This window comes from Marinobacter persicus (assembly GCF_002934325.1).
Lineage (GTDB): Bacteria > Pseudomonadota > Gammaproteobacteria > Pseudomonadales > Oleiphilaceae > Marinobacter > Marinobacter persicus_A.
The window spans coordinates 120,587-138,005 of sequence record NZ_PTIV01000001.1 but is presented as its reverse complement, the minus strand read 5'-3'; the positions used below and the strand labels follow the sequence as shown (position 1 = coordinate 138,005).

Genomic DNA, 17,419 nt, shown 5'->3' with positions numbered 1-17,419 from the left:
GACCGAGGAACGAGCAGGAAGGCTCAAAACGGGCGCTGGAAAAAATCCAGCGCCCGTTTTTTTATGAATGTTCGAAAAGTGAGCAGTTGCTATTTCCCGATATCCGGTCCACTTTTTAAGAATACTCTTAAAAAAGGAGACTGATCGTGACGGAGCAAAAGTACGACCCCAACAAAGGTTATGTGGCGCTTCTTGGCTGGAGTCTCAATGCCGTGGAAGCGGCGGACAAGTTTGATCGCCGTTACGTGGTGGTGGCCCCGGACTGGGCCGAGGAATACTGCGAAAAGCATAATATTCCCTACGTGCCCTGGAATTTCGAGCGCCTGAACGACCGCTCCATAGAAATTGCCCAAACCCTGAAGGATATGGGTGTGGATGTCGCCATTCCGCTGTTTGAGGAGACGGTGGAATGGGCGGGGGCCATTAACTCGGTGTTGATGAATAACCCGAGGTTGCTGGGTCAGGCCATGTTGCTGCGTGACAAGGCGCTGATGAAGCGCCGGGCTCAGCTTGGCGGCATCCGGGTTGGTATTTTCGAGGAAGCCCACGACAAGGAAGACGTGATCCGTTTCCTCAAGCGGGTGAACCAGACCTTGCTTAAGCTCGACGGTGACCCCAACGACCCCATTCACCTGAAGGCGTTCGACAAGGCCGGGTGCCTGGGGCACCGGGTTATCCGTACCCCGGATGACGTGGATGCCATCCCCGATGAGGAATTCCCGGCGTTGATGGAGTCCCACCTGGATGGCTGGGAGTTCGCTGTCGAGGCCTGGATTCACAATGGCAAGATCCGCTTCCTGAATATCTCCGAGTACGTCACTCTGGGCTACTCGGTGTTCGTACCGGCAACGCCGGACCTGGAAAAGTATCGGGCACAGATCACTGCTGAGATTGAAAAGCTCATCAAAACCTTTGATATCGATTTTGGTTTTGTCCATCCCGAATACTTTGTCACCAGCGACGGCACCATGTATTTCGGTGAGGTGGCCTACCGTCCGCCGGGCTTCAAGGTATTCGAGCTGCTGGAACGCGCCTATGGCTTCAACGCCTATCAGGGCCTGATTCTGGCCTTTGACCCGAAAACCACGGAAGAAGAAATCACCGCGTTCTTCCCGAAAGAGGTGGTGGATGCCAAAGGGTATGCCGGCTGTTTCGGCGTCTATCCGCGTCGTCGGGTGGTCAGTCGCCTGGAAATGCCCGAGGAAACGGAAGATCACGAGTACTTCGAATCCCACGAGTTAACGCCGCCGCTGGAAGAGACGGTCACCAAACGGACCGCGTTTGGTACCCACTGGGGCCTGATCTATTTCTTCGGCGACGATCCTTACACCATGCGTGATTTGCTCAAGCATCAGGAAGATCTCGATTTCTATGTATAATCGGGGTCTATATTAGCGGCAAGAGCCCGGTTCGGGCTCTGGAGACCTGACTTTGAGTGATGAGCAAGCGGCGACCCACGTGGCGGACGCCAACCTGGATAAGCTGTTGGACAGGCTGGATGACGCCATACAGGCGCTGGAGGAAAGCCGGTCGTTTGCCAAGGCTGGCAAATTGCCCAAACTGTTCAGCATCGCTCGGCGGGTGCTTTTACAACCCGGCGGATTTGAGGCCGTCGAAGCGCGTGCCGAGCGACTGGAACGCGCCGGTGTGTTCGAGGGAACTGACTGGGCCGACCCAGCAATACTGCTGCCGGCCTTGAGTACGTCGTCGCTGCAGAGTCCCAACTCCGACACCGTGGTGATCGAGGCTTTCAGTGAGCTACGTCTGTTGGCCATCGTCCGTGGGCTTTATTTTCACCCATCTTTCTCAGCCGAACAGGCGCACCACTATCTCACCCAGGTGTTGGCGATCAATCTTGGGCTGCTGTTTGGTCTGGGCGGCGAGGCCGAGCGCGAACAGGGTAAGTTGGCGCTGATTAGCCAGGGACTGGTGCAGTATGTTGCTGCCCACATTGGCTATGAGCACGTCATCGACAGCCTGATCGAAGAAATCTGGCGTATCCTGGAGCAGCGCCCGATACAGGTCGATCATGTCCGTAAAATGATTGTCCAGATTGCCATGTGCCGGGCAGACCCGAATACTGATCTGGGCGGTGCGGGCCTTGGCGCGGACCGCCTGATTTCCAGCCTGTACGGGCCAACCCGGGCCTGCAGTGAAGACCCTGGCGTGGTGGTTTATCAGCAGCGGCTGGAAAGCATGGATGGTCAGGCACTTCACAATGAGGCCACCGGTTTTGCCCGCTCCATGCACGATACCGGGCTGGTCTCTCCCTACCACGCAACGTTTCTTCGGTTCGTACTGGAAGGGCAGGATTCCCTGATAACCGAAACCCTGGGCCTGTCCAGTACCGGTCGGGATTGCTTCCTCTGTTACCAGGACCTGGTGCATCAGCTGATGCGCGAGGCTATTTTTCCGGAAACCTGCCAGGGTATTTATGGCCTGGCGCTGCTGCTGGAGCGGGGTATTCTGTATCAGCCACCGGTGGCCCCGGCACTGTGGCGCCAGGTTCGCCTGTCGGTATGCCCGCAGGCCCGTGAGCGGCTGGAGTTGGCCTTTGGCTACCAGCCCGCGCCGTCGGCCTGGTTGTTACAGGGGGTGCTGAACATGCTTGGCCAGCCGTTGGGTGTTGGCCAGGGTAATAACCCGACGTGCCAATCGGCCCGGGCTTTGTCCATGTGGGCGTACAATGACCCGGATTACCTGCTGCAGATGGTAGCTTGGGCGGTGCGCGACAACGAGATCATCATGCACTTTGAAGGCCAGCCGGTGTCTTCGGCCACGAGTGCCGGTGGTGTTGCCGCAGCCGTAACCCTCGACCTGGATCCCGTTTCACTGGTCGTCGTGCCGCACCTGGACCGGATTTACGCGGAAATGGGGCGGCTCTGTGTCGGCCGTGAAGGCGACCCTCATCGTTGGGTGAATCCCGAGTTCCACGGCTGGGCAGCCGGTCGGGGGTTTGCCATCAACGTGGATGTGGAAACAGGGCAGCTGGTGGACCTTGAAACCTTTATCCGCCACTTTTACGCCTCCTACCATCCTTATTACAACGGCAACCAGCCGCTGATCCACCCCCAGCCGGCTGGCGTGGCGGTGACCGACAGCGCCGCGCGCTTTATTGGCTGGCATGCCATCACCATCCTGCGTGCCGCCCTGGATCCGGATGGGGAAATGCGGTTGTATTTCTTTAACCCCAACAACGACAGCGGCCAGAACTGGGGCGATGGCGTGCAGGTGAGTACCTCGGGCAATGGTGAGCGTTTCGGGGAATCGTCACTGCCGTTTGGGCAGTTTACCTCCCGCCTGTACATCTATCATTTCGACCCACTGGAGCGCGGTGAGCCGGCCGATGTTTGCGAAGAAGAATTGCAACAGGTGATTGGGATGGTGCATCGCAGCTGGGGTAAGAACCGCGTGCCCGCTGACAGCTTGCAGGCTCAGCCGCCGGCAGGCGAGTAACGCCTGCCGCTGGTGTCCCGTCTGGTTAATGAATTAACCAGACGGGACACTAACTGGTTCAGCCGGCTTGTTCTCCGGCAGCCCGAAGCATGGCGTGCAGCAGTTCGTCGGCATCGAACTTGGTCAGCGCCTCGTTGGCCCCCACTTGGTTGGCATAGCTCAGGCTCATCTCGCTGTTCAGGGAGGTGTGCAGGATGATGTAGGGCTGCTTCAGGCTCTTGTTATCGCGAATATTGAACGCCAGTTCGTAGCCATCCAGCCCCGGCATTTCAATGTCGCTGACCAGAATATCGATGGGTTGCCCCGAATCGTTTTCCCGTACAAGCGTCTCCATGGCCTCGTTACCATTGCTGGTAACGTGATAGGAAATGTCCTTGGCGTCCAGTACATCGGAAAGCTGTTTGCGAGCGACCATGGAGTCGTCCACCAGAAGAATGTTCAGGTTGCGCAGGGTTTCGATTTCCATGGGCGAGAGTAGCACTTCCCTGGCATCCACAGATTCCGGATACACCTTCGACAGTAGCAGCTCCACATCCAACAACTGGATGATATCTCCGTCCAGATCCAGCAGCCCGGTCACAAAGGCATTGGTGCCGAGGGCCTTGGGTGGCGGCATGACCGATTTCCAGTCGGTTTCGATGATGCGGTGCACACTACGCACCATGAAACCGATTTCACGACGCTGGATGTCGGTGATGATAATCGAGCCCTGCTGTTGCTCTTCCTTGGACATGGGTGGGTAACCCACGGCTGCAGCCATATCGATCACGGGCACGGCTGCCCCGCGAAAGGTGGCAGTACCAATTACCGCGTGATGGCTCTTGGGCAGATGGGTAAGACGCTGGAAGGGCAGGATTTCCCGAATCTTCAGAGTGCCAAGGCCGAACAGGCGTGACCCGAAAAGACGGAACAGTAGCAGTTTCTGGGTCTGTTTCGCTTTGCTCGACATAAATAAATCCTTGAGGTCTGTCAGTTGTTGACGCCTGTTTAAAAAATAGGGAACCCAAAGTTGTCTGGGTGCCGACAATGGCGGATGTAAGCACCCTACTATAGTAGCAGCTTTGTCTGCTCCATAAAGAGTGGCATTACCAGGGCAGGTTAGTCACGATGAACCAACCTGTACCGGTTGTCGCCGCGATGGCAATAAGCGCCAGTAAACCGTCCCTCGCGACAATCGCCAGGCCGAAAGCCATCAAGGCCAGTCCGCCGCCATTGGCACTGAAAGGAATCAGTTCCATCAGGGGCATGGCCAAGGCGACCAGGATACAAGCAAAAACCATCAGGTATTGCCCCACGCCAGTCACCAGCCAGGGCATGCGTTGCCGGGTGCATCCGTCAATAAACCTGGCCGGCTTTTCGGCCCAGTCCAGACCCGTCAGCAGCTTTCCCTGGGGCAGCGACCGGCGCGCCAGCTTCTGGGGCAGCCAGATACTCCGCCGCTGGCACAGGCGCTGACTCAGTGTCAGTAACACGATAATGGCCAGCAGTGTAGGCACACCGGGTATATCCCCGATCAGCGGTGCGACGGTAATGAGCCCTGCCACCAGAATCAGCGGACCAAAGGAGCGTTCACCCACTGATTGCAGAATATCCTGGGCAGACACGTGATCCTTGGTCAGGGCGCGAGCCCGTATACGATCAAGCAGCTCTTGCAGATTGCATGGATCGCCTGGTTGTGTCATTGAATCTCAATTCCGATGAACGAGTGTTGGTGCTGGTCTCAGTCTATGTGTTGGGGGCTGGCCATAAACGAAAAAAGCCCCTGAAATCAGGGGCTTTTTTCTTGGTGTTTGGTGGAGACGGCGGGAATTGAACCCGCGTCCGCCAGCACTCAGCCTTGAGGTCTACATGCTTAGTGTCTCTCTATTTTTTTAAGTTCAAGCGACCCGAGAGTCAGGGTGCAAGAACCGAGCTCTTTGATCTTAGCCGTTAGACAGTGAGCTCTGACTAACGGAGCAGCCTATAAGCGATGACGTCCTGGGATGTTGCTACTGGGTTATAGGCGCCCCAGCCAGGACGACCGGCAGCTTACGCTGCCAGTGCGTAGTTTTCGTCGTTTGCGACTATTTTAAAGCAGCTTTGGATTAACGAGATTCGCTGCCATCTCGACATGCACCCAAGGGTTCGTCACCAGCGTCGAAGCCATGTCGTCCCCTCTTGTCTTCAGTATATGGGTATCGTTTGAGCAACTTCAAGTGCTGGTTGCGTGGCTTGTACCTATCCGCTCGCCCTAGTTGTTCACTTCACGCAGGATGCGCTGCTTCTGGCGGTTCCAGTCTTTTTCCTTCTCGGCGGCGCGCTTGTCGTGCTTCTGTTTGCCTTTGGCCAGGGCGATTTCGCACTTGACCTTGTTGTTCTTCCAGTAAAGCGCCAGGGGAATGCAGGTGTGGCCTGCCTGGTTCACCTTGCCGATGATCTTGGCAATTTCCTTGGCATGCAGCAGCAGTTTGCGGGTTCGCGTTGGGTCCGCAATAACGTGGGTCGAAGCGGTGCTCAGTGGCGTGATGTGCGCCCCCAGCAGCCAGGCTTCGCCGCCTTTCAAAAGCACGTAGGCATCCACCAGCTGGGCCTTGCCCGCCCGCAGGGATTTTACTTCCCAGCCGAGTAACGACAGGCCCGCCTCGAAGCGTTCCTCGATGTGGTACTCGTGCTTGGCCTTTTTGTTCAAGGCAATGGTGTTGTTGGTCGGTGCTTTCTTCTTGCTCATGAATCCTGTCCGGGATCGGAAGAATGGCGAAGCGACCATTGTAGCCCAGGACCGTGGCGCGGGTCACGGTATCAACCGGTTGGGTATTAACGGTCCTGCGGTGGGTTCAGCTACAATAACGGACTCATGGATGCCAGGGGCCGGAATGCCGCGAAAGTACCAAACCTCTATCGGGTCGTTTACCCGTAAATCCTCCTTCTTTTGGGCTGCGTTGGGTGCCACCGTTGGGCTGGCGAACCTCTGGCAGTTCCCCTATCTGGCCAGCCAGCACGGCGGTGGCTTGTTTATTCTCCTGTATCTGGCGTGCCTGCTGCTGGTCACACTCCCGCTGATGGTGACCGAAACCGTGTTTGGTCGCCATGCCCGGCATGGCATTGTGCTGGCGATGGCCGGTTATGTGAAAACCGCAGGCAGTCACCCGCTGTGGCGCCTGGCTGGCCCATTGAGCATTGTGGCAGCGTTCTTGGTGTTGTCGTTCACGGTGGTGTTTGGCGGTATCGTACTGGCGTACATCTTCTACGGGGCGACGGGCCAATTCGGTGGCTCCGGGGAGCACAGCGCCGGTCGAGTATTGACAAACCTGGTCGCGGATCCCGGTAACTACCGGGAGTTTATGGCCTGGCATGTGTTTTTCCTGTTGCTGGTGGTTCTGGTGTCGGTCCGGGGTGTGGTGAGCGGCGTTGAACGTTCGGTCAGGATCCTGGTGCCGTTCACCTTGATGTTGATGGTTGGGCTTTTCCTGCTATCGGTGGCTGGCGGGCAGGTTGGCGCTGGCGTGGAGCAGATTCTGGAATCGCGCCCGGAGCAGTTGGGGTTTGGCAGTATTCGGGCGGCCTTTTTCCATGCGTTTTACACGCTCGGGCTGGGAATGGGCGTCTGGGCAATATTTGGCGCCTACGCGGCTCCGGGCACCCGCCTGAAACGTTCCATTCTGGCCGTTGTGCTGATGGACACCCTGTTCGCGATCGGCGCCGGTTTAATGATGTTTTCGGTCGCTGGTGGTGGTCTGGACAGTGAGCGGGGCTTTGGGCTGCTGTTTGTTTCCCTGCCTGACACCTTGTCTGTTCTGCCTTATAGCCAGGCGATTATTGCCGCTGTGTTTCTGCTTGTTGTCTTGATTGTCTGGGCCACCTCGATTGCCTTGCTGGAGCCCCTGGTTGGCTGGTTCCGAGAGTGGGTGGGCGCTCCAAGACGCTTCTCGGTTGGGGTGATGGCGATTGGCGTCTGGCTTGCCGGGTTGGCAACGCTTTTTTCTTTCAATCTCTGGTCGGAGTATCATCCTGCCGGTGCATCGCTGTTTCGCTGGCTCGAGCTGATCTCCGGTGGCATCCTGATTCCGCTGGTTGGTATCCTGATTTCCGCGTTTACCGGTTGGTGCCTCACCCGCAAGTACGCCAACCTGCTGCTGGGACACGCAACTGCGCCGCTTCGGAAGTACTGGTACTGGGTACTCCGATTTGTGGTGCCTTTGGTGGTGGCCTGGATTGGTTTGCAGTACACCGTCTTTTCATTGGCAAATGTGTGCGAAACCAGTCATTCCGCCATCTGGTGTGGCCGCGACCAGTCCGTCATAGAGGATCAGCCGGTTCAGGATGAGCCACGTGGGGGCGATATCCAGTATGATAACGAGTGAAAAATACTGAAGGCTGCCAGGCAGCCTGCGTCATGCAAAGTGTAGGAACCCAGATTTACATGGCTCACCAGATTCATAAAACCGCACTTGTCATGCACTCGGCCGAGCGCATGTTCCACTTGGTTAACGATGTGCCTCGCTACCCGGAGTTTTTGCCCTGGTGCGCTGGCGCTGAAGTGGTTGAAGAGGGCGAAGGCTACCGCGTGGCCTCTCTCGATATTGCCAAAGGCGGCATGCACCACAAGCTGACCACTCGCAACCAGGTGCAGGAGCCGGAAAGTATCGAAATCAGCCTGGCGGACGGTCCGCTCAAGAGTCTGACCGGGCGATGGCAATTCCATTCGCTGGATGACAACGCCTGCAAGGTGATCCTGACGCTGGACTTCGAATTTTCAGGCTCCCTGTCCCGCATGGCGTTTGGGCCGGTGTTTAAATATGTGGCCAACACCATGGTGGATGCGTTCTGTCGTCGCGCCGATGAGTTGTATGGCCGGGGGAGTGTGTAATGGAAGTGGAAATCGCCTACGCCCGCCCAGAGAAGCAGCGCATCGTGACCGTTCAGGTGCCGGACGATGCCACCATGCTTGAGGCGGTAAAGCAGTCAGGCATTACCGAATTATTTCCCGAGATTGATCTGGAGACGATCGACATGGGAATTTTCGGAAAAGTGGTGAAGAAGCCGGCGGAGCACCAGCTTCGCGAGGGGGATCGGGTTGAGCTGTACCGGCCGTTGAAGATTGATCCCAAGCAGGCCCGGCTGAACCGGGCCAAGAAGAAGGGTTAAAATTCAGTACGCAGGGGTCTCTTCAAGCAGTTTCGCTTGATGGCGCGTGTAGCGGTCATCCTGGTAGTAGACGACGATGCGTTGCTCCTTCACTTCACCGCCCCGGCGCTGAAAGGTATAAACATAGTAGTCCTGGTCAGAGTCCAGCGGATTGATGACCAGTGGTGTGCCAAGAATGGCCCGCACTTGGCTCTTGGGCATGCCCTCCGACAGTTCGGCTAGCTCTGCATCAGTGACAATGTTGCCCTGCTGCACATTGATTTTGTAGACGCCCGGGAAAGAGCAGCCAGACAAGAATAAAATGCTAATAAAAACGATAGCGGAGAGCTTTTGCATCGCCGGGGGAATTCCTCTATCTTGACATCGCCTGCGTGGCAGGAGTGAAACGGTTACGTTACCCGTTGAAAACGGCTTCATCATACCCGAAGCCGCAAGGCACACCAAAGAGCGAATAGTAACATGTCATCTGAAAACACCGAATTACGAAAAGTCGGTCTGAAGGTTACTCTGCCAAGAGTGAAAATCTTCAATATTCTGGAAAACGCCGAAGAGCACCATCTCAGTGCGGAAGACGTTTACAAGAAGCTGCTTGACCAGGGAGATGACGTGGGCCTGGCGACAGTCTACCGGGTGCTGACCCAGTTTGAGGCAGCCGGACTTGTTCTGCGGCACAATTTTGAAGGCGGGCACGCTGTTTTCGAAATGGCGGGCGATGACCACCACGATCATATGGTCTGCACACAGACCGGCGAGGTCATTGAGTTTGTCGATGAAGTAATCGAAGAGCGCCAGAAGAAGATTGCGGAAGAGCACGGCTACGAGATTGTGGATCACAGCCTGATCCTCTACGTGAAGCCCGTCGATTCCAAGAAGTAATACCGGCTAAAAAAGCGGGGCTTGCCAACATGGCAGCCCCGCAAGCTCTTCGCAACGAAGAGTAGGGGTCAATGATGCGTCGCCTGGCCCTTGGTAAACATTTCCCTTGCATGGGCCAGTGTCTGCTTGGTCATGTCCATGCCTCCCAGCATTCTCGCCACTTCATCAATTCTTCCCTGGTCGTCCAGTGTCTCTATGCGCGAGTAGGTTGCGTCTGACTCGGTGAACTTACTGACAAACAGGTGTTGATGGGATTGCGCGGCTACTTGCGGCAGGTGCGTTACGCACAATACCTGTCCGTTATCGCCCAGGGATCTCAGAAGTCGGCCGACCACCTCGGCCGTGCCACCGCCAATACCGACGTCCACCTCGTCGAATACCAGCGTGGGGGTGGTGGAGGTTTGAGCCACTACCACCTGGATGGCCAGGCTGATGCGCGACAGTTCGCCGCCGGAGGCCACTTTCGCCAGGGAACGGGCGGGTTGGCCCGGGTTGGCGCTGACCAGGAATTCAATGTCTTCCAGGCCATGGGGCGCGGGTTCGCCGGCGTCGTTTCGGTTCAGGTGAGTAACAAACTGCACCGACGGCATGCTCAGTTGCGCAAGTTCCTCGGCAATGCGCTGGTCCAGGTTGGCTGCGGCCTGCTGGCGTTTGTCGGTCAGTTGTCCGGCCAACTCGTCAAAGTGGGTGCGGTGTTCTTCGAGCTCGGCTTCCAGCTTTTCCAGGCTGCCTTCGCCACCATCCAGCTCGGCCAGCTCTTCGCTCAGTTTCTGGTGGAAGTCCGGCAACTCTTCCGGGGTGATGCGGTGTTTGCGGGCCATCTGGTAGATGCTGCTCAGGCGTTCTTCCACTTCGGCCAGTCGTGCCGGATCGGCTTCGTAATCTTCGACAAACCGGCGCAGGTTGTCGCCTGCTTCCGAAATCTGGATCTGGGCGTCCCCCAGCATCTGCAGGGTATCGGCAAGTGCGGGGACTTCAACCGGCAGCTGTTCCAGTTGGTGCAGGGCCTGGCGCACCAGGCTGGCGGCACTGTTGTCGTCTTCGGTGCATAACAGGACGGCCTGGTGGCTACTGTGAAGCACCTCATCGGCCTGGCTCAGTTGAGCCTGCTCCTGCTCCAGGGCTTCCTGCTCGCCGTCCTGCAGGGCAAGTCGGTCCAGCTCTTCCACCTGATAACGCAGTAACTGAATGCGGGCTTCGGCCTCATCCGCGTTTTGGCGACGCTGTTCCAGTTTCTGGTGGGTCTGGCGCCAGGTTTTCCAGGCTGCCCGGGTATCGTCGGCAAGGGTTTCCGCGCCGGCAAACTCGTCCAGCAGTTTTCGGTGGGTCTCCTTGCGCAACAGGGACTGGTGCTGGTGCTGGCTGTGAATGTCCATCAGCATGCCCCCCAGTTCCTTGAGCTGGGACAGTGGGCAGGGCTGGCCGTTAATGAAGGCCCTGGAGCGGCCCTCCTTGCTGATGCTGCGGCGCAGGATACAGTGCTCGGCGTCATCCAGTTCCTGCTCTTCCAGCCAGTGCCGGGCCTCGGGAATGCGAGAAACGTCAAAGCTTGCAGTAATGTCGGCCCGCTTGGCGCCGTGGCGTACCGCGCCGGCATCCGCGCGACCACCCATGGCCAGCCCCAGGGCATCAAGAACAATCGATTTGCCGGCACCGGTTTCGCCGGTGAGGGCGGTCATGCCCCGGCTGAAGTGCAATTCCACTTTTTCGGCAATGGCGTAGTTGGAAACCGTAAGTTCGGTGAGCATGCCTGAGACCTCCGCTCTTTCGCACTGTTCGTTCATACAGTGACTGTGAATATATACAGGGTTTTTGCTGTTTGCAAACGAGAGTGCAGGAAATGCACAAAGATTGTCGGTGGGGGAGGTTGAAACCGAAGAGGGCAGCCCCATATCCGTTCGCAACGCCAATTTTCCTGTCTTCCGACAGACAGGTCTCATTCAGTCCAGGCCCGGTTGGGGCCGTGAGAACAGGTATCAGGAGTTGTCATGAGCGCGGATGAAAAACGCAGTGAGCAGGTAGAAGAACAGAACGAAGCGGTGGAGACCGAAGCGGAAGAGGTGTCCACCGAGGCCGAGCCGGCGACTGAGGAAGAATCCGAAGTGGAGTCACTTCAGGCCAAGCTGAAGGAGGCCCAGGAGCAGTCGCTGCGCTTCCAGGCGGAAATGCAGAATGTTCGCCGCCGGGCCGAGATCGATGTGGAGAAGGCGCACAAGTTCGCGCTGGAAAAGTTCGTCAAGGAACTTCTGCCGGTTGCCGACAGCCTCGAGAAGGCGGTTGAAAGCACCGAGGGCCAGAAGGAGTCCAGCGAAGTGGTCACCTCCATTCGCGAAGGCGTTGAAATGACGCTGGATCTGTTCAAGAAGAGTCTGGGCAAGTTCAACGTTGAAGAGCTGAACCCGGTGGGTGAGCCGTTTGATCCCCAGCAGCACGAAGCCATGTCCATGGTGCCGGCACCGAATGCCGAGCCGAACAGCGTGGTGGCCGTGGTGCAGAAGGGCTACCTGCTGAACGGCCGCGTGGTTCGTCCGGCCATGGTCATGGTCGCGAAGGCGGAAGATGGCCCAAAAATCGATGAGCAGGCTTGAAAAGCGAATTAACGCGCCAATATAGCCTGTAAACAGACAAAGCCGGGGTTTATCGCTCCGGAACAGAATTCAGAAAGCTTTGAAAATTGGAGTGATTCAATGAGCAAGATTATCGGTATCGACCTGGGCACCACCAACTCCTGTGTGGCTATCATGGATGGCGACAAGGTCAAGGTTATCGAAAACGCCGAAGGCGATCGCACCACGCCTTCCATCATCGCCTACACCGACGATGGCGAGACCCTGGTAGGTCAGTCCGCCAAGCGTCAGGCGGTGACTAACCCCAACAACACCCTGTACGCCATCAAGCGTCTGATCGGTCGTCGTTTTGAAGACGATGTGGTTCAGAAAGACATCAAGATGGTGCCGTACAAGATCACCAAGGCCGACAATGGTGACGCCTGGGTATCGGTAAAAGATCAGAAGATGGCGCCGCCGCAGGTGTCCGCTGAAGTCCTGAAGAAGATGAAGAAGACCGCCGAGGATTACCTGGGCGAGAAGGTGACCGAAGCGGTTATCACCGTGCCGGCCTACTTCAACGACAGCCAGCGTCAGGCCACCAAGGACGCCGGCAAGATCGCCGGTCTGGAAGTCAAGCGTATCATCAACGAACCGACCGCAGCGGCCCTGGCTTATGGCCTGGACAAGCAGAGCGGTGATCGCACCGTGGCGGTTTATGACCTGGGCGGTGGTACCTTCGACCTGTCCATCATCGAAATCGCCGACGTGGACGGTGAGCACCAGTTCGAAGTACTGGCCACCAACGGTGACACCTTCCTGGGTGGTGAAGACTTCGACCTGAAAATCATCGAGCACCTGGCGGACCAGTTCAAGAAGGACAGCGGCATCGACCTGCGCGGCGATTCCCTGGCCATGCAGCGCCTGAAGGAAGCCGGCGAGAAGGCCAAGATCGAGCTGTCCAGCAGCCAGCAGACCGATGTGAACCTGCCGTACATCACGGCTGACCAGACCGGTCCGAAGCACCTGAACGTGAAGCTGACCCGTGCCAAGCTCGAATCCCTGGTGGAAGAGCTGGTTCAGCGCAGCCTCGAGCCGTGCAAGATGGCCCTGAAAGATTCCGGCCTGAGCGCTTCCGAGATCGACGAAGTGATCCTGGTGGGCGGTCAGACCCGCATGCCGCTGGTTCAGGAAAAAGTGAAGGAATTCTTCGGCAAGGATCCGCGTAAGGACGTGAACCCGGACGAAGCGGTTGCCATCGGCGCGGCCATCCAGGGCGCGGTACTGTCTGGCGATGTGAAAGACGTACTGCTGCTGGACGTAACCCCGCTGACCCTGGGTATCGAAACCATGGGTGGCGTAGCGACTCCGCTGATCGACAAGAACACCACGATCCCGACCAAGAAGTCGCAGACCTTCTCGACAGCGGAAGATAACCAGACTGCGGTAACCATTCACGTGGTCCAGGGTGAGCGCAAGCAGGCGGCACAGAACAAGTCGCTGGGCCGTTTCGACCTGGCCGACATTCCGCCGGCAGCCCGTGGCGTGCCGCAGATCGAAGTCACCTTCGACATCGACGCCAACGGCATCCTGAACGTATCGGCCAAAGACAAGGCCACCGGCAAAGAGCAGTCCATCGTGATCAAGGCCTCTTCCGGTCTGAGCGATGACGAAATCGATAAGATGGTGAGCGATGCCGAGGCCAATGCCGAGGAAGATCGCAAGTTCGAAGAGCTGGTTCAGGCTCGTAACCAGGGCGACGCCATGGTTCACGCCGTGCGCAAGACCCTGAGCGAAGCCGGCGACAAGGTCAGCGACAGCGAGAAAGAGTCCATTGAAGGTGCCATCAAGGACCTCGAGGAAGCGCTGGAAGGCTCCGATAAGGACGACATCGAAGCCAAGACCCAGAAGCTGTCGGAAGTGTCTTCCGAGCTGGCCCAGAAGATGTACTCAGAAGAAGGCGGTGACCAGGCTCAGCAGGCTGGCGGCCAGGAGCAGGCCCAAAGCGCTGATGACGCTGTCGACGCCGAGTTCGAAGAAGTCAAAGACGACGACAAGAAGTAATTCTGAAGTACATCAGGCAGCTGGAAAACGCGGGCAAACGTCCGCGTTTTCCTCGTTATAGCAACAGGGTTTTAGACCATGGCCAAGCGCGATTATTACGAAGTGCTCGGGGTTTCCCGGGGCGCGGATGAGAAAGAAATTAAGCGGGCGTATCGAAAGCTCGCCATGAAATACCATCCGGACCGTAACCCGGACGATGAAGACGCCGAGACCAAGTTCAAAGAGGCGAGCGAAGCCTACGAAGTCCTGACCGATGCCAACAAGCGGGCAGCCTACGACCAGTTCGGGCACGCCGGCGTTGATGGCCAGGCTGGAGCCGGCGGCTTCGGCGGTGGCGGTGCCAGCTTCTCCGACATCTTTGGGGATGTGTTCGGCGACATCTTCGGTGGCGGCGGTGGTCGCGGCCGCACAACTCGTGGCGCCGACTTGCGTTACACCCTGGAACTGGATCTAGAAGAGGCGGTTAAAGGCAAAAACGTCGAAATCACCATTCCCGGCCATGAGGAATGTGATTCCTGCGACGGTAGTGGCGCGGAGAGGGGGTCCGGCGTCGAGACCTGCGGCACCTGTAAGGGCATGGGTCAGGTGCGCATGCAGCAGGGCTTTTTCACCGTACAGCAGGCCTGCCCCACGTGTGGCGGTGCCGGCCAGATCATCAAGAACCCGTGCAAGAAATGTAACGGCCAGGGCCGCGTAAGAAAAGAAAAAACCCTGTCCGTGAAAGTGCCGCCCGGCGTCGATACCGGCGACCGCATCCGTCTCTCCGGCGAAGGCGAGATGGGGATGGACGGTGGGCCCCCGGGCGATCTGTACGTCCAGGTGGCGGTGCGCGAGCATTCCATCTTCACCCGGGATGGCCGCAACCTGTATTGCGAGGTGCCCATCAGCATCATCGATGCGACCCTGGGTGGCGAGCTGGAAGTGCCCACACTCGATGGCCGCGTGAAGCTGAAGATCCCGGCGGAAACCCAGACCGGCAAACTCTTCCGCCTGCGCAACAAGGGTGTCAGCCCGGTTCGCGGTGGCCCAGCGGGTGATTTGCTGTGCCGCGTGATCGTGGAAACACCGGTGAACCTCACCAAGCGTCAGAAAGAGCTGCTCGAGGAATTCCAGAAAACCCTGGATGGCAACAATGGCAGCAACCACGCTCCCAAGAAAACCTCCTGGTTTGAGGGTGTGAAAAGCTTCTTTGACGAAATGAAATTCTGAGGGACGAGCCAATGCGGGTAGCAATCATCGGCGCCGCCGGGCGCATGGGAAAAGTACTGATCGAAGCCGTGGACGGCACCGAAGGCCTTGAGCTTGGCGCCGCCATCGTCCAGCCGGGCAGTAGCCTGGTGGGCGCCGATGCCGGCGAAATGACCGGCATCGGCAAAACCGGCGTGAAAATGGCCGACAGCCTCGACGCCGTCAAAGACGACTTCGACGTACTGGTGGACTTTACCTTCCCGGACCTCACCCTGGAAAACGCCGACTTCTGTAAGGCCAACGGCAAAATGCTCGTGGTCGGCACCACCGGCCTCACCGACGCCGAAAAAGCCCAGCTCGCCCTGGCGGCCGAATCCACCCAGGTGGTCTTCGCCCCCAACATGAGCGTGGGCGTCAACGTCGTCCTCAACCTGCTGCGCACCGCCGCCGCCACCCTGGGCGACGACTACGACGTCGAAATCATCGAAGCCCACCACCGCCACAAGAAAGACGCGCCTTCGGGCACGGCTTTGCGCATGGGCGAAGTGGTGGCAGATGCGTTGGGCCGTGACCTCAAGGAATGCGCCGTCTACGGTCGCGAAGGCTTCACCGGTGAGCGCACCCGCAAAGAAATCGGCTTCGAAACCATCCGCGCGGGCGATGTGGTGGGCGACCACACCGTGCTGTTCGCCACCGAAGGCGAGCGCATCGAAGTCACCCACAAGGCCAGCAGCCGCATGACCTTCGCCAAGGGTGCCATGCGCGCGGCGCTGTGGCTGAAGGACAAGCCGGTGGGGTTGTACGATATGCAGGATGTTCTGGGGCTTAAGTAATAGCCGTGGACAAAAATCGCCAGATTTCTTACAATAAGGCGATTTGACTGCACCAAGCGTAACATTAACAAGTTTTTGAAAAAGCGGGACCGGGTTTTACTCAGTCTCGCTTTTTTGCAACCTGAATATGCGCTTGCGTTCCTGTTCGTGACGAACTTACCGCCACTCGATGAGGATACAAGCCTTGAGCACACCAGCAATCCTTGCACTCGCAGACGGAAGCCTCTTCTACGGCACCGCCATTGGCGCAGACGGCGAAACCAGCGGCGAGGTGGTGTTCAACACCGCCATGACCGGCTATCAGGAAATCCTGACCGACCCGTCCTACTCCCGCCAGATCGTGACCCTCACGTATCCGCACATTGGCAACACCGGTGTTAACGAAGAAGACGTAGAATCCGACCGCATTCAGGCCGCCGGCCTGATCATCCGCGATCTGCCGCTGCTCGCCAGCAGCTGGCGTAACCAGCAGAGCCTGGATGACTACCTGCGAAGCAACAACGTTGTTGGTATTGCAGATATTGATACCCGCCGCCTGACTCGCATCCTGCGCGACAAAGGCTCCCAGAACGGCGCCATCGTGGCCGGCGAGAACGCCACCGCCGAGCGCGCCCTGGAGCTGGCCAACGCTTTCCCGGGTCTGAAAGGCATGGACCTGGCGAAAGAAGCCACCTGCGAAAAGCCCTACCAGTGGAGCCAGACCGAATGGAGCCTGAAAGGCGGTGGCTATGGTGAGCGCACCGAGTCCAAATTCAAGGTGGTGGCCTGGGACTACGGCGTGAAATACAACATCCTGCGCATGCTCGCTGCGCGCGGTTGTGACATCACCGTGGTGCCGGCTCAGACCCCGGCTTCCGAAGTGCTGGCGATGAATCCCGATGGCATCTTCCTGTCCAACGGCCCGGGCGACCCCGAGCCTTGCGACTACGCGATTAGCGCCATCAAGGAAGTGCTGGAAACCGACATCCCGGTCTTTGGCATCTGCCTGGGGCATCAGCTGCTGGCCCTGGCCAGTGGCGCCAAGTCCATGAAAATGGGCCATGGCCACCACGGCGCCAACCACCCGGTTCAGGACATCGCCAAGGGCACGGTGATGATCACCAGCCAGAACCACGGGTTTGCCGTAGACGAGGCCACCCTGCCGGCCAACGTGGAAGCCACCCACAAGTCGCTGTTCGACGGCACCCTGCAGGGCATTCGCCGCACCGACAAGCCGGCTTACAGCTTCCAGGGGCACCCGGAAGCCAGTCCCGGCCCCCACGATGTGGCACCGCTGTTTGACGAGTTTATTCAACTGATGGAAAAGCGATCTGCCTGAGGGCAAGGCCATCA

16 protein-coding genes and 1 other RNA gene are annotated in these 17,419 nt (G+C 58.1%); 11 read left to right on the top strand and 6 right to left on the bottom strand.

The window, feature by feature from the left end; genetic code table 11:
• Nucleotides 1-146 precede the first annotated feature (146 nt).
• Nucleotides 147-1,379 carry an ATP-grasp domain-containing protein gene (locus BY454_RS00665; protein ID WP_104414700.1) on the top strand — a complete coding sequence of 411 codons (1,233 nt, stop codon included), beginning with the start codon at nucleotides 147-149 and terminating at the stop codon, nucleotides 1,377-1,379.
• A gap of 52 nt (nucleotides 1,380-1,431) precedes the next feature.
• A complete protein-coding gene (locus BY454_RS00660) occupies nucleotides 1,432-3,456 on the top strand; it encodes a hypothetical protein (protein ID WP_104414699.1) in 2,025 nt (674 codons plus the stop codon).
• A gap of 58 nt (nucleotides 3,457-3,514) precedes the next feature.
• On the opposite strand, the gene BY454_RS00655 is transcribed toward BY454_RS00660, so the two are convergent.
• From BY454_RS00655 to smpB, 4 genes are all read right to left on the bottom strand, one after another.
• A complete protein-coding gene (locus BY454_RS00655; RefSeq protein ID WP_104414698.1) occupies nucleotides 3,515-4,405 on the bottom strand; it encodes a chemotaxis protein in 891 nt (296 codons plus the stop codon).
• Nucleotides 4,406-4,541: 136 nt separating this feature from the next.
• Nucleotides 4,542-5,138 (bottom strand): exopolysaccharide biosynthesis protein, encoded by a 597-nt coding sequence (locus BY454_RS00650; protein WP_104414697.1) that lies wholly within the window; start codon nucleotides 5,136-5,138, stop codon nucleotides 4,542-4,544.
• Between the two features lie 109 nt (nucleotides 5,139-5,247).
• Nucleotides 5,248-5,611: a transfer-messenger RNA gene (gene ssrA, locus BY454_RS00645) on the bottom strand.
• A gap of 75 nt (nucleotides 5,612-5,686) precedes the next feature.
• Entirely contained in the window at nucleotides 5,687-6,163 is a 477-nt protein-coding gene (smpB, locus tag BY454_RS00640) for an SsrA-binding protein SmpB (protein ID WP_104414696.1), read from the bottom strand.
• A gap of 145 nt (nucleotides 6,164-6,308) precedes the next feature.
• Between smpB and BY454_RS00635 the strand changes: the two genes are divergently transcribed.
• The 3 genes from BY454_RS00635 to BY454_RS00625 are packed head-to-tail and all read left to right on the top strand — an operon-like array spanning nucleotide 6,309 to nucleotide 8,580.
• Nucleotides 6,309-7,796 (top strand): sodium-dependent transporter, encoded by a 1,488-nt coding sequence (locus BY454_RS00635; RefSeq protein WP_104414695.1) that lies wholly within the window; start codon nucleotides 6,309-6,311, stop codon nucleotides 7,794-7,796.
• Between the two features lie 59 nt (nucleotides 7,797-7,855).
• Nucleotides 7,856-8,302, top strand: a complete 447-nt coding sequence (locus BY454_RS00630) for a type II toxin-antitoxin system RatA family toxin (protein ID WP_104414799.1) — start codon at nucleotides 7,856-7,858, stop codon at nucleotides 8,300-8,302.
• Nucleotides 8,302-8,580 carry an RnfH family protein gene (locus BY454_RS00625; RefSeq protein WP_104414694.1) on the top strand — a complete coding sequence of 93 codons (279 nt, stop codon included), beginning with the start codon at nucleotides 8,302-8,304 and terminating at the stop codon, nucleotides 8,578-8,580. The genes BY454_RS00630 and BY454_RS00625 overlap by 1 nt, the downstream gene beginning before the upstream one ends.
• Before the next feature lie 3 nt (nucleotides 8,581-8,583).
• Here the strand turns inward: BY454_RS00625 and BY454_RS00620 are convergent, their stop codons facing one another.
• Nucleotides 8,584-8,916 carry an outer membrane protein assembly factor BamE gene (locus BY454_RS00620; protein ID WP_104414693.1) on the bottom strand — a complete coding sequence of 111 codons (333 nt, stop codon included), beginning with the start codon at nucleotides 8,914-8,916 and terminating at the stop codon, nucleotides 8,584-8,586.
• A 123-nt stretch (nucleotides 8,917-9,039) separates the two neighbouring features.
• On the opposite strand from BY454_RS00620, the gene fur reads away from it, so the two are divergent.
• Nucleotides 9,040-9,456: a ferric iron uptake transcriptional regulator gene (gene fur / locus BY454_RS00615; protein ID WP_104414692.1), complete on the top strand. Its 417-nt coding sequence runs from the start codon at nucleotides 9,040-9,042 to the stop codon at nucleotides 9,454-9,456.
• Between the two features lie 68 nt (nucleotides 9,457-9,524).
• Here the strand turns inward: fur and recN are convergent, their stop codons facing one another.
• Nucleotides 9,525-11,204: a DNA repair protein RecN gene (recN, locus tag BY454_RS00610; protein ID WP_104414691.1), complete on the bottom strand. Its 1,680-nt coding sequence runs from the start codon at nucleotides 11,202-11,204 to the stop codon at nucleotides 9,525-9,527.
• Nucleotides 11,205-11,444: 240 nt separating this feature from the next.
• On the opposite strand from recN, the gene grpE reads away from it, so the two are divergent.
• From grpE to carA, 5 genes are all read left to right on the top strand, one after another.
• On the top strand, nucleotides 11,445-12,044 hold the full coding sequence (gene grpE / locus BY454_RS00605) for a nucleotide exchange factor GrpE (RefSeq protein WP_104414690.1): 600 nt from the start codon (nucleotides 11,445-11,447) through the stop codon (nucleotides 12,042-12,044).
• Nucleotides 12,045-12,143: 99 nt separating this feature from the next.
• Nucleotides 12,144-14,066, top strand: a complete 1,923-nt coding sequence (dnaK, locus tag BY454_RS00600; protein ID WP_104414689.1) for a molecular chaperone DnaK — start codon at nucleotides 12,144-12,146, stop codon at nucleotides 14,064-14,066.
• Between the two features lie 78 nt (nucleotides 14,067-14,144).
• Nucleotides 14,145-15,275 (top strand): molecular chaperone DnaJ, encoded by a 1,131-nt coding sequence (gene dnaJ / locus BY454_RS00595; RefSeq protein WP_104414688.1) that lies wholly within the window; start codon nucleotides 14,145-14,147, stop codon nucleotides 15,273-15,275.
• A gap of 11 nt (nucleotides 15,276-15,286) precedes the next feature.
• Nucleotides 15,287-16,087, top strand: coding sequence for a 4-hydroxy-tetrahydrodipicolinate reductase (dapB, locus tag BY454_RS00590; RefSeq protein ID WP_104414687.1), 801 nt, complete (start codon nucleotides 15,287-15,289; stop codon nucleotides 16,085-16,087).
• A gap of 184 nt (nucleotides 16,088-16,271) precedes the next feature.
• Entirely contained in the window at nucleotides 16,272-17,405 is a 1,134-nt protein-coding gene (gene carA / locus BY454_RS00585) for a glutamine-hydrolyzing carbamoyl-phosphate synthase small subunit (RefSeq protein WP_181049612.1), read from the top strand.
• Nucleotides 17,406-17,419 lie beyond the last annotated feature (14 nt).

Excerpts from the sequence above, each read along its gene's own strand:
- BY454_RS00655 (WP_104414698.1), bottom strand. The coding sequence starts at position 4,405 with ATGTCGAGCAAAGCGAAACAGACCCAGAAACTGCTACTGTTCCGTCTT.
- BY454_RS00650 (WP_104414697.1), bottom strand. The coding sequence starts at position 5,138 with ATGACACAACCAGGCGATCCATGCAATCTGCAAGAGCTGCTTGATCGT.
- smpB (WP_104414696.1), bottom strand. The coding sequence starts at position 6,163 with ATGAGCAAGAAGAAAGCACCGACCAACAACACCATTGCCTTGAACAAA.
- BY454_RS00635 (WP_104414695.1), top strand. The coding sequence starts at position 6,309 with ATGCCGCGAAAGTACCAAACCTCTATCGGGTCGTTTACCCGTAAATCC.
- BY454_RS00630 (WP_104414799.1), top strand. The coding sequence starts at position 7,856 with ATGGCTCACCAGATTCATAAAACCGCACTTGTCATGCACTCGGCCGAG.
- BY454_RS00625 (WP_104414694.1), top strand. The coding sequence starts at position 8,302 with ATGGAAGTGGAAATCGCCTACGCCCGCCCAGAGAAGCAGCGCATCGTG.
- BY454_RS00620 (WP_104414693.1), bottom strand. The coding sequence starts at position 8,916 with ATGCAAAAGCTCTCCGCTATCGTTTTTATTAGCATTTTATTCTTGTCT.
- fur (WP_104414692.1), top strand. The coding sequence starts at position 9,040 with ATGTCATCTGAAAACACCGAATTACGAAAAGTCGGTCTGAAGGTTACT.
- recN (WP_104414691.1), bottom strand. The coding sequence starts at position 11,204 with ATGCTCACCGAACTTACGGTTTCCAACTACGCCATTGCCGAAAAAGTG.
- grpE (WP_104414690.1), top strand. The coding sequence starts at position 11,445 with ATGAGCGCGGATGAAAAACGCAGTGAGCAGGTAGAAGAACAGAACGAA.
- dnaK (WP_104414689.1), top strand. The coding sequence starts at position 12,144 with ATGAGCAAGATTATCGGTATCGACCTGGGCACCACCAACTCCTGTGTG.
- dnaJ (WP_104414688.1), top strand. The coding sequence starts at position 14,145 with ATGGCCAAGCGCGATTATTACGAAGTGCTCGGGGTTTCCCGGGGCGCG.
- dapB (WP_104414687.1), top strand. The coding sequence starts at position 15,287 with ATGCGGGTAGCAATCATCGGCGCCGCCGGGCGCATGGGAAAAGTACTG.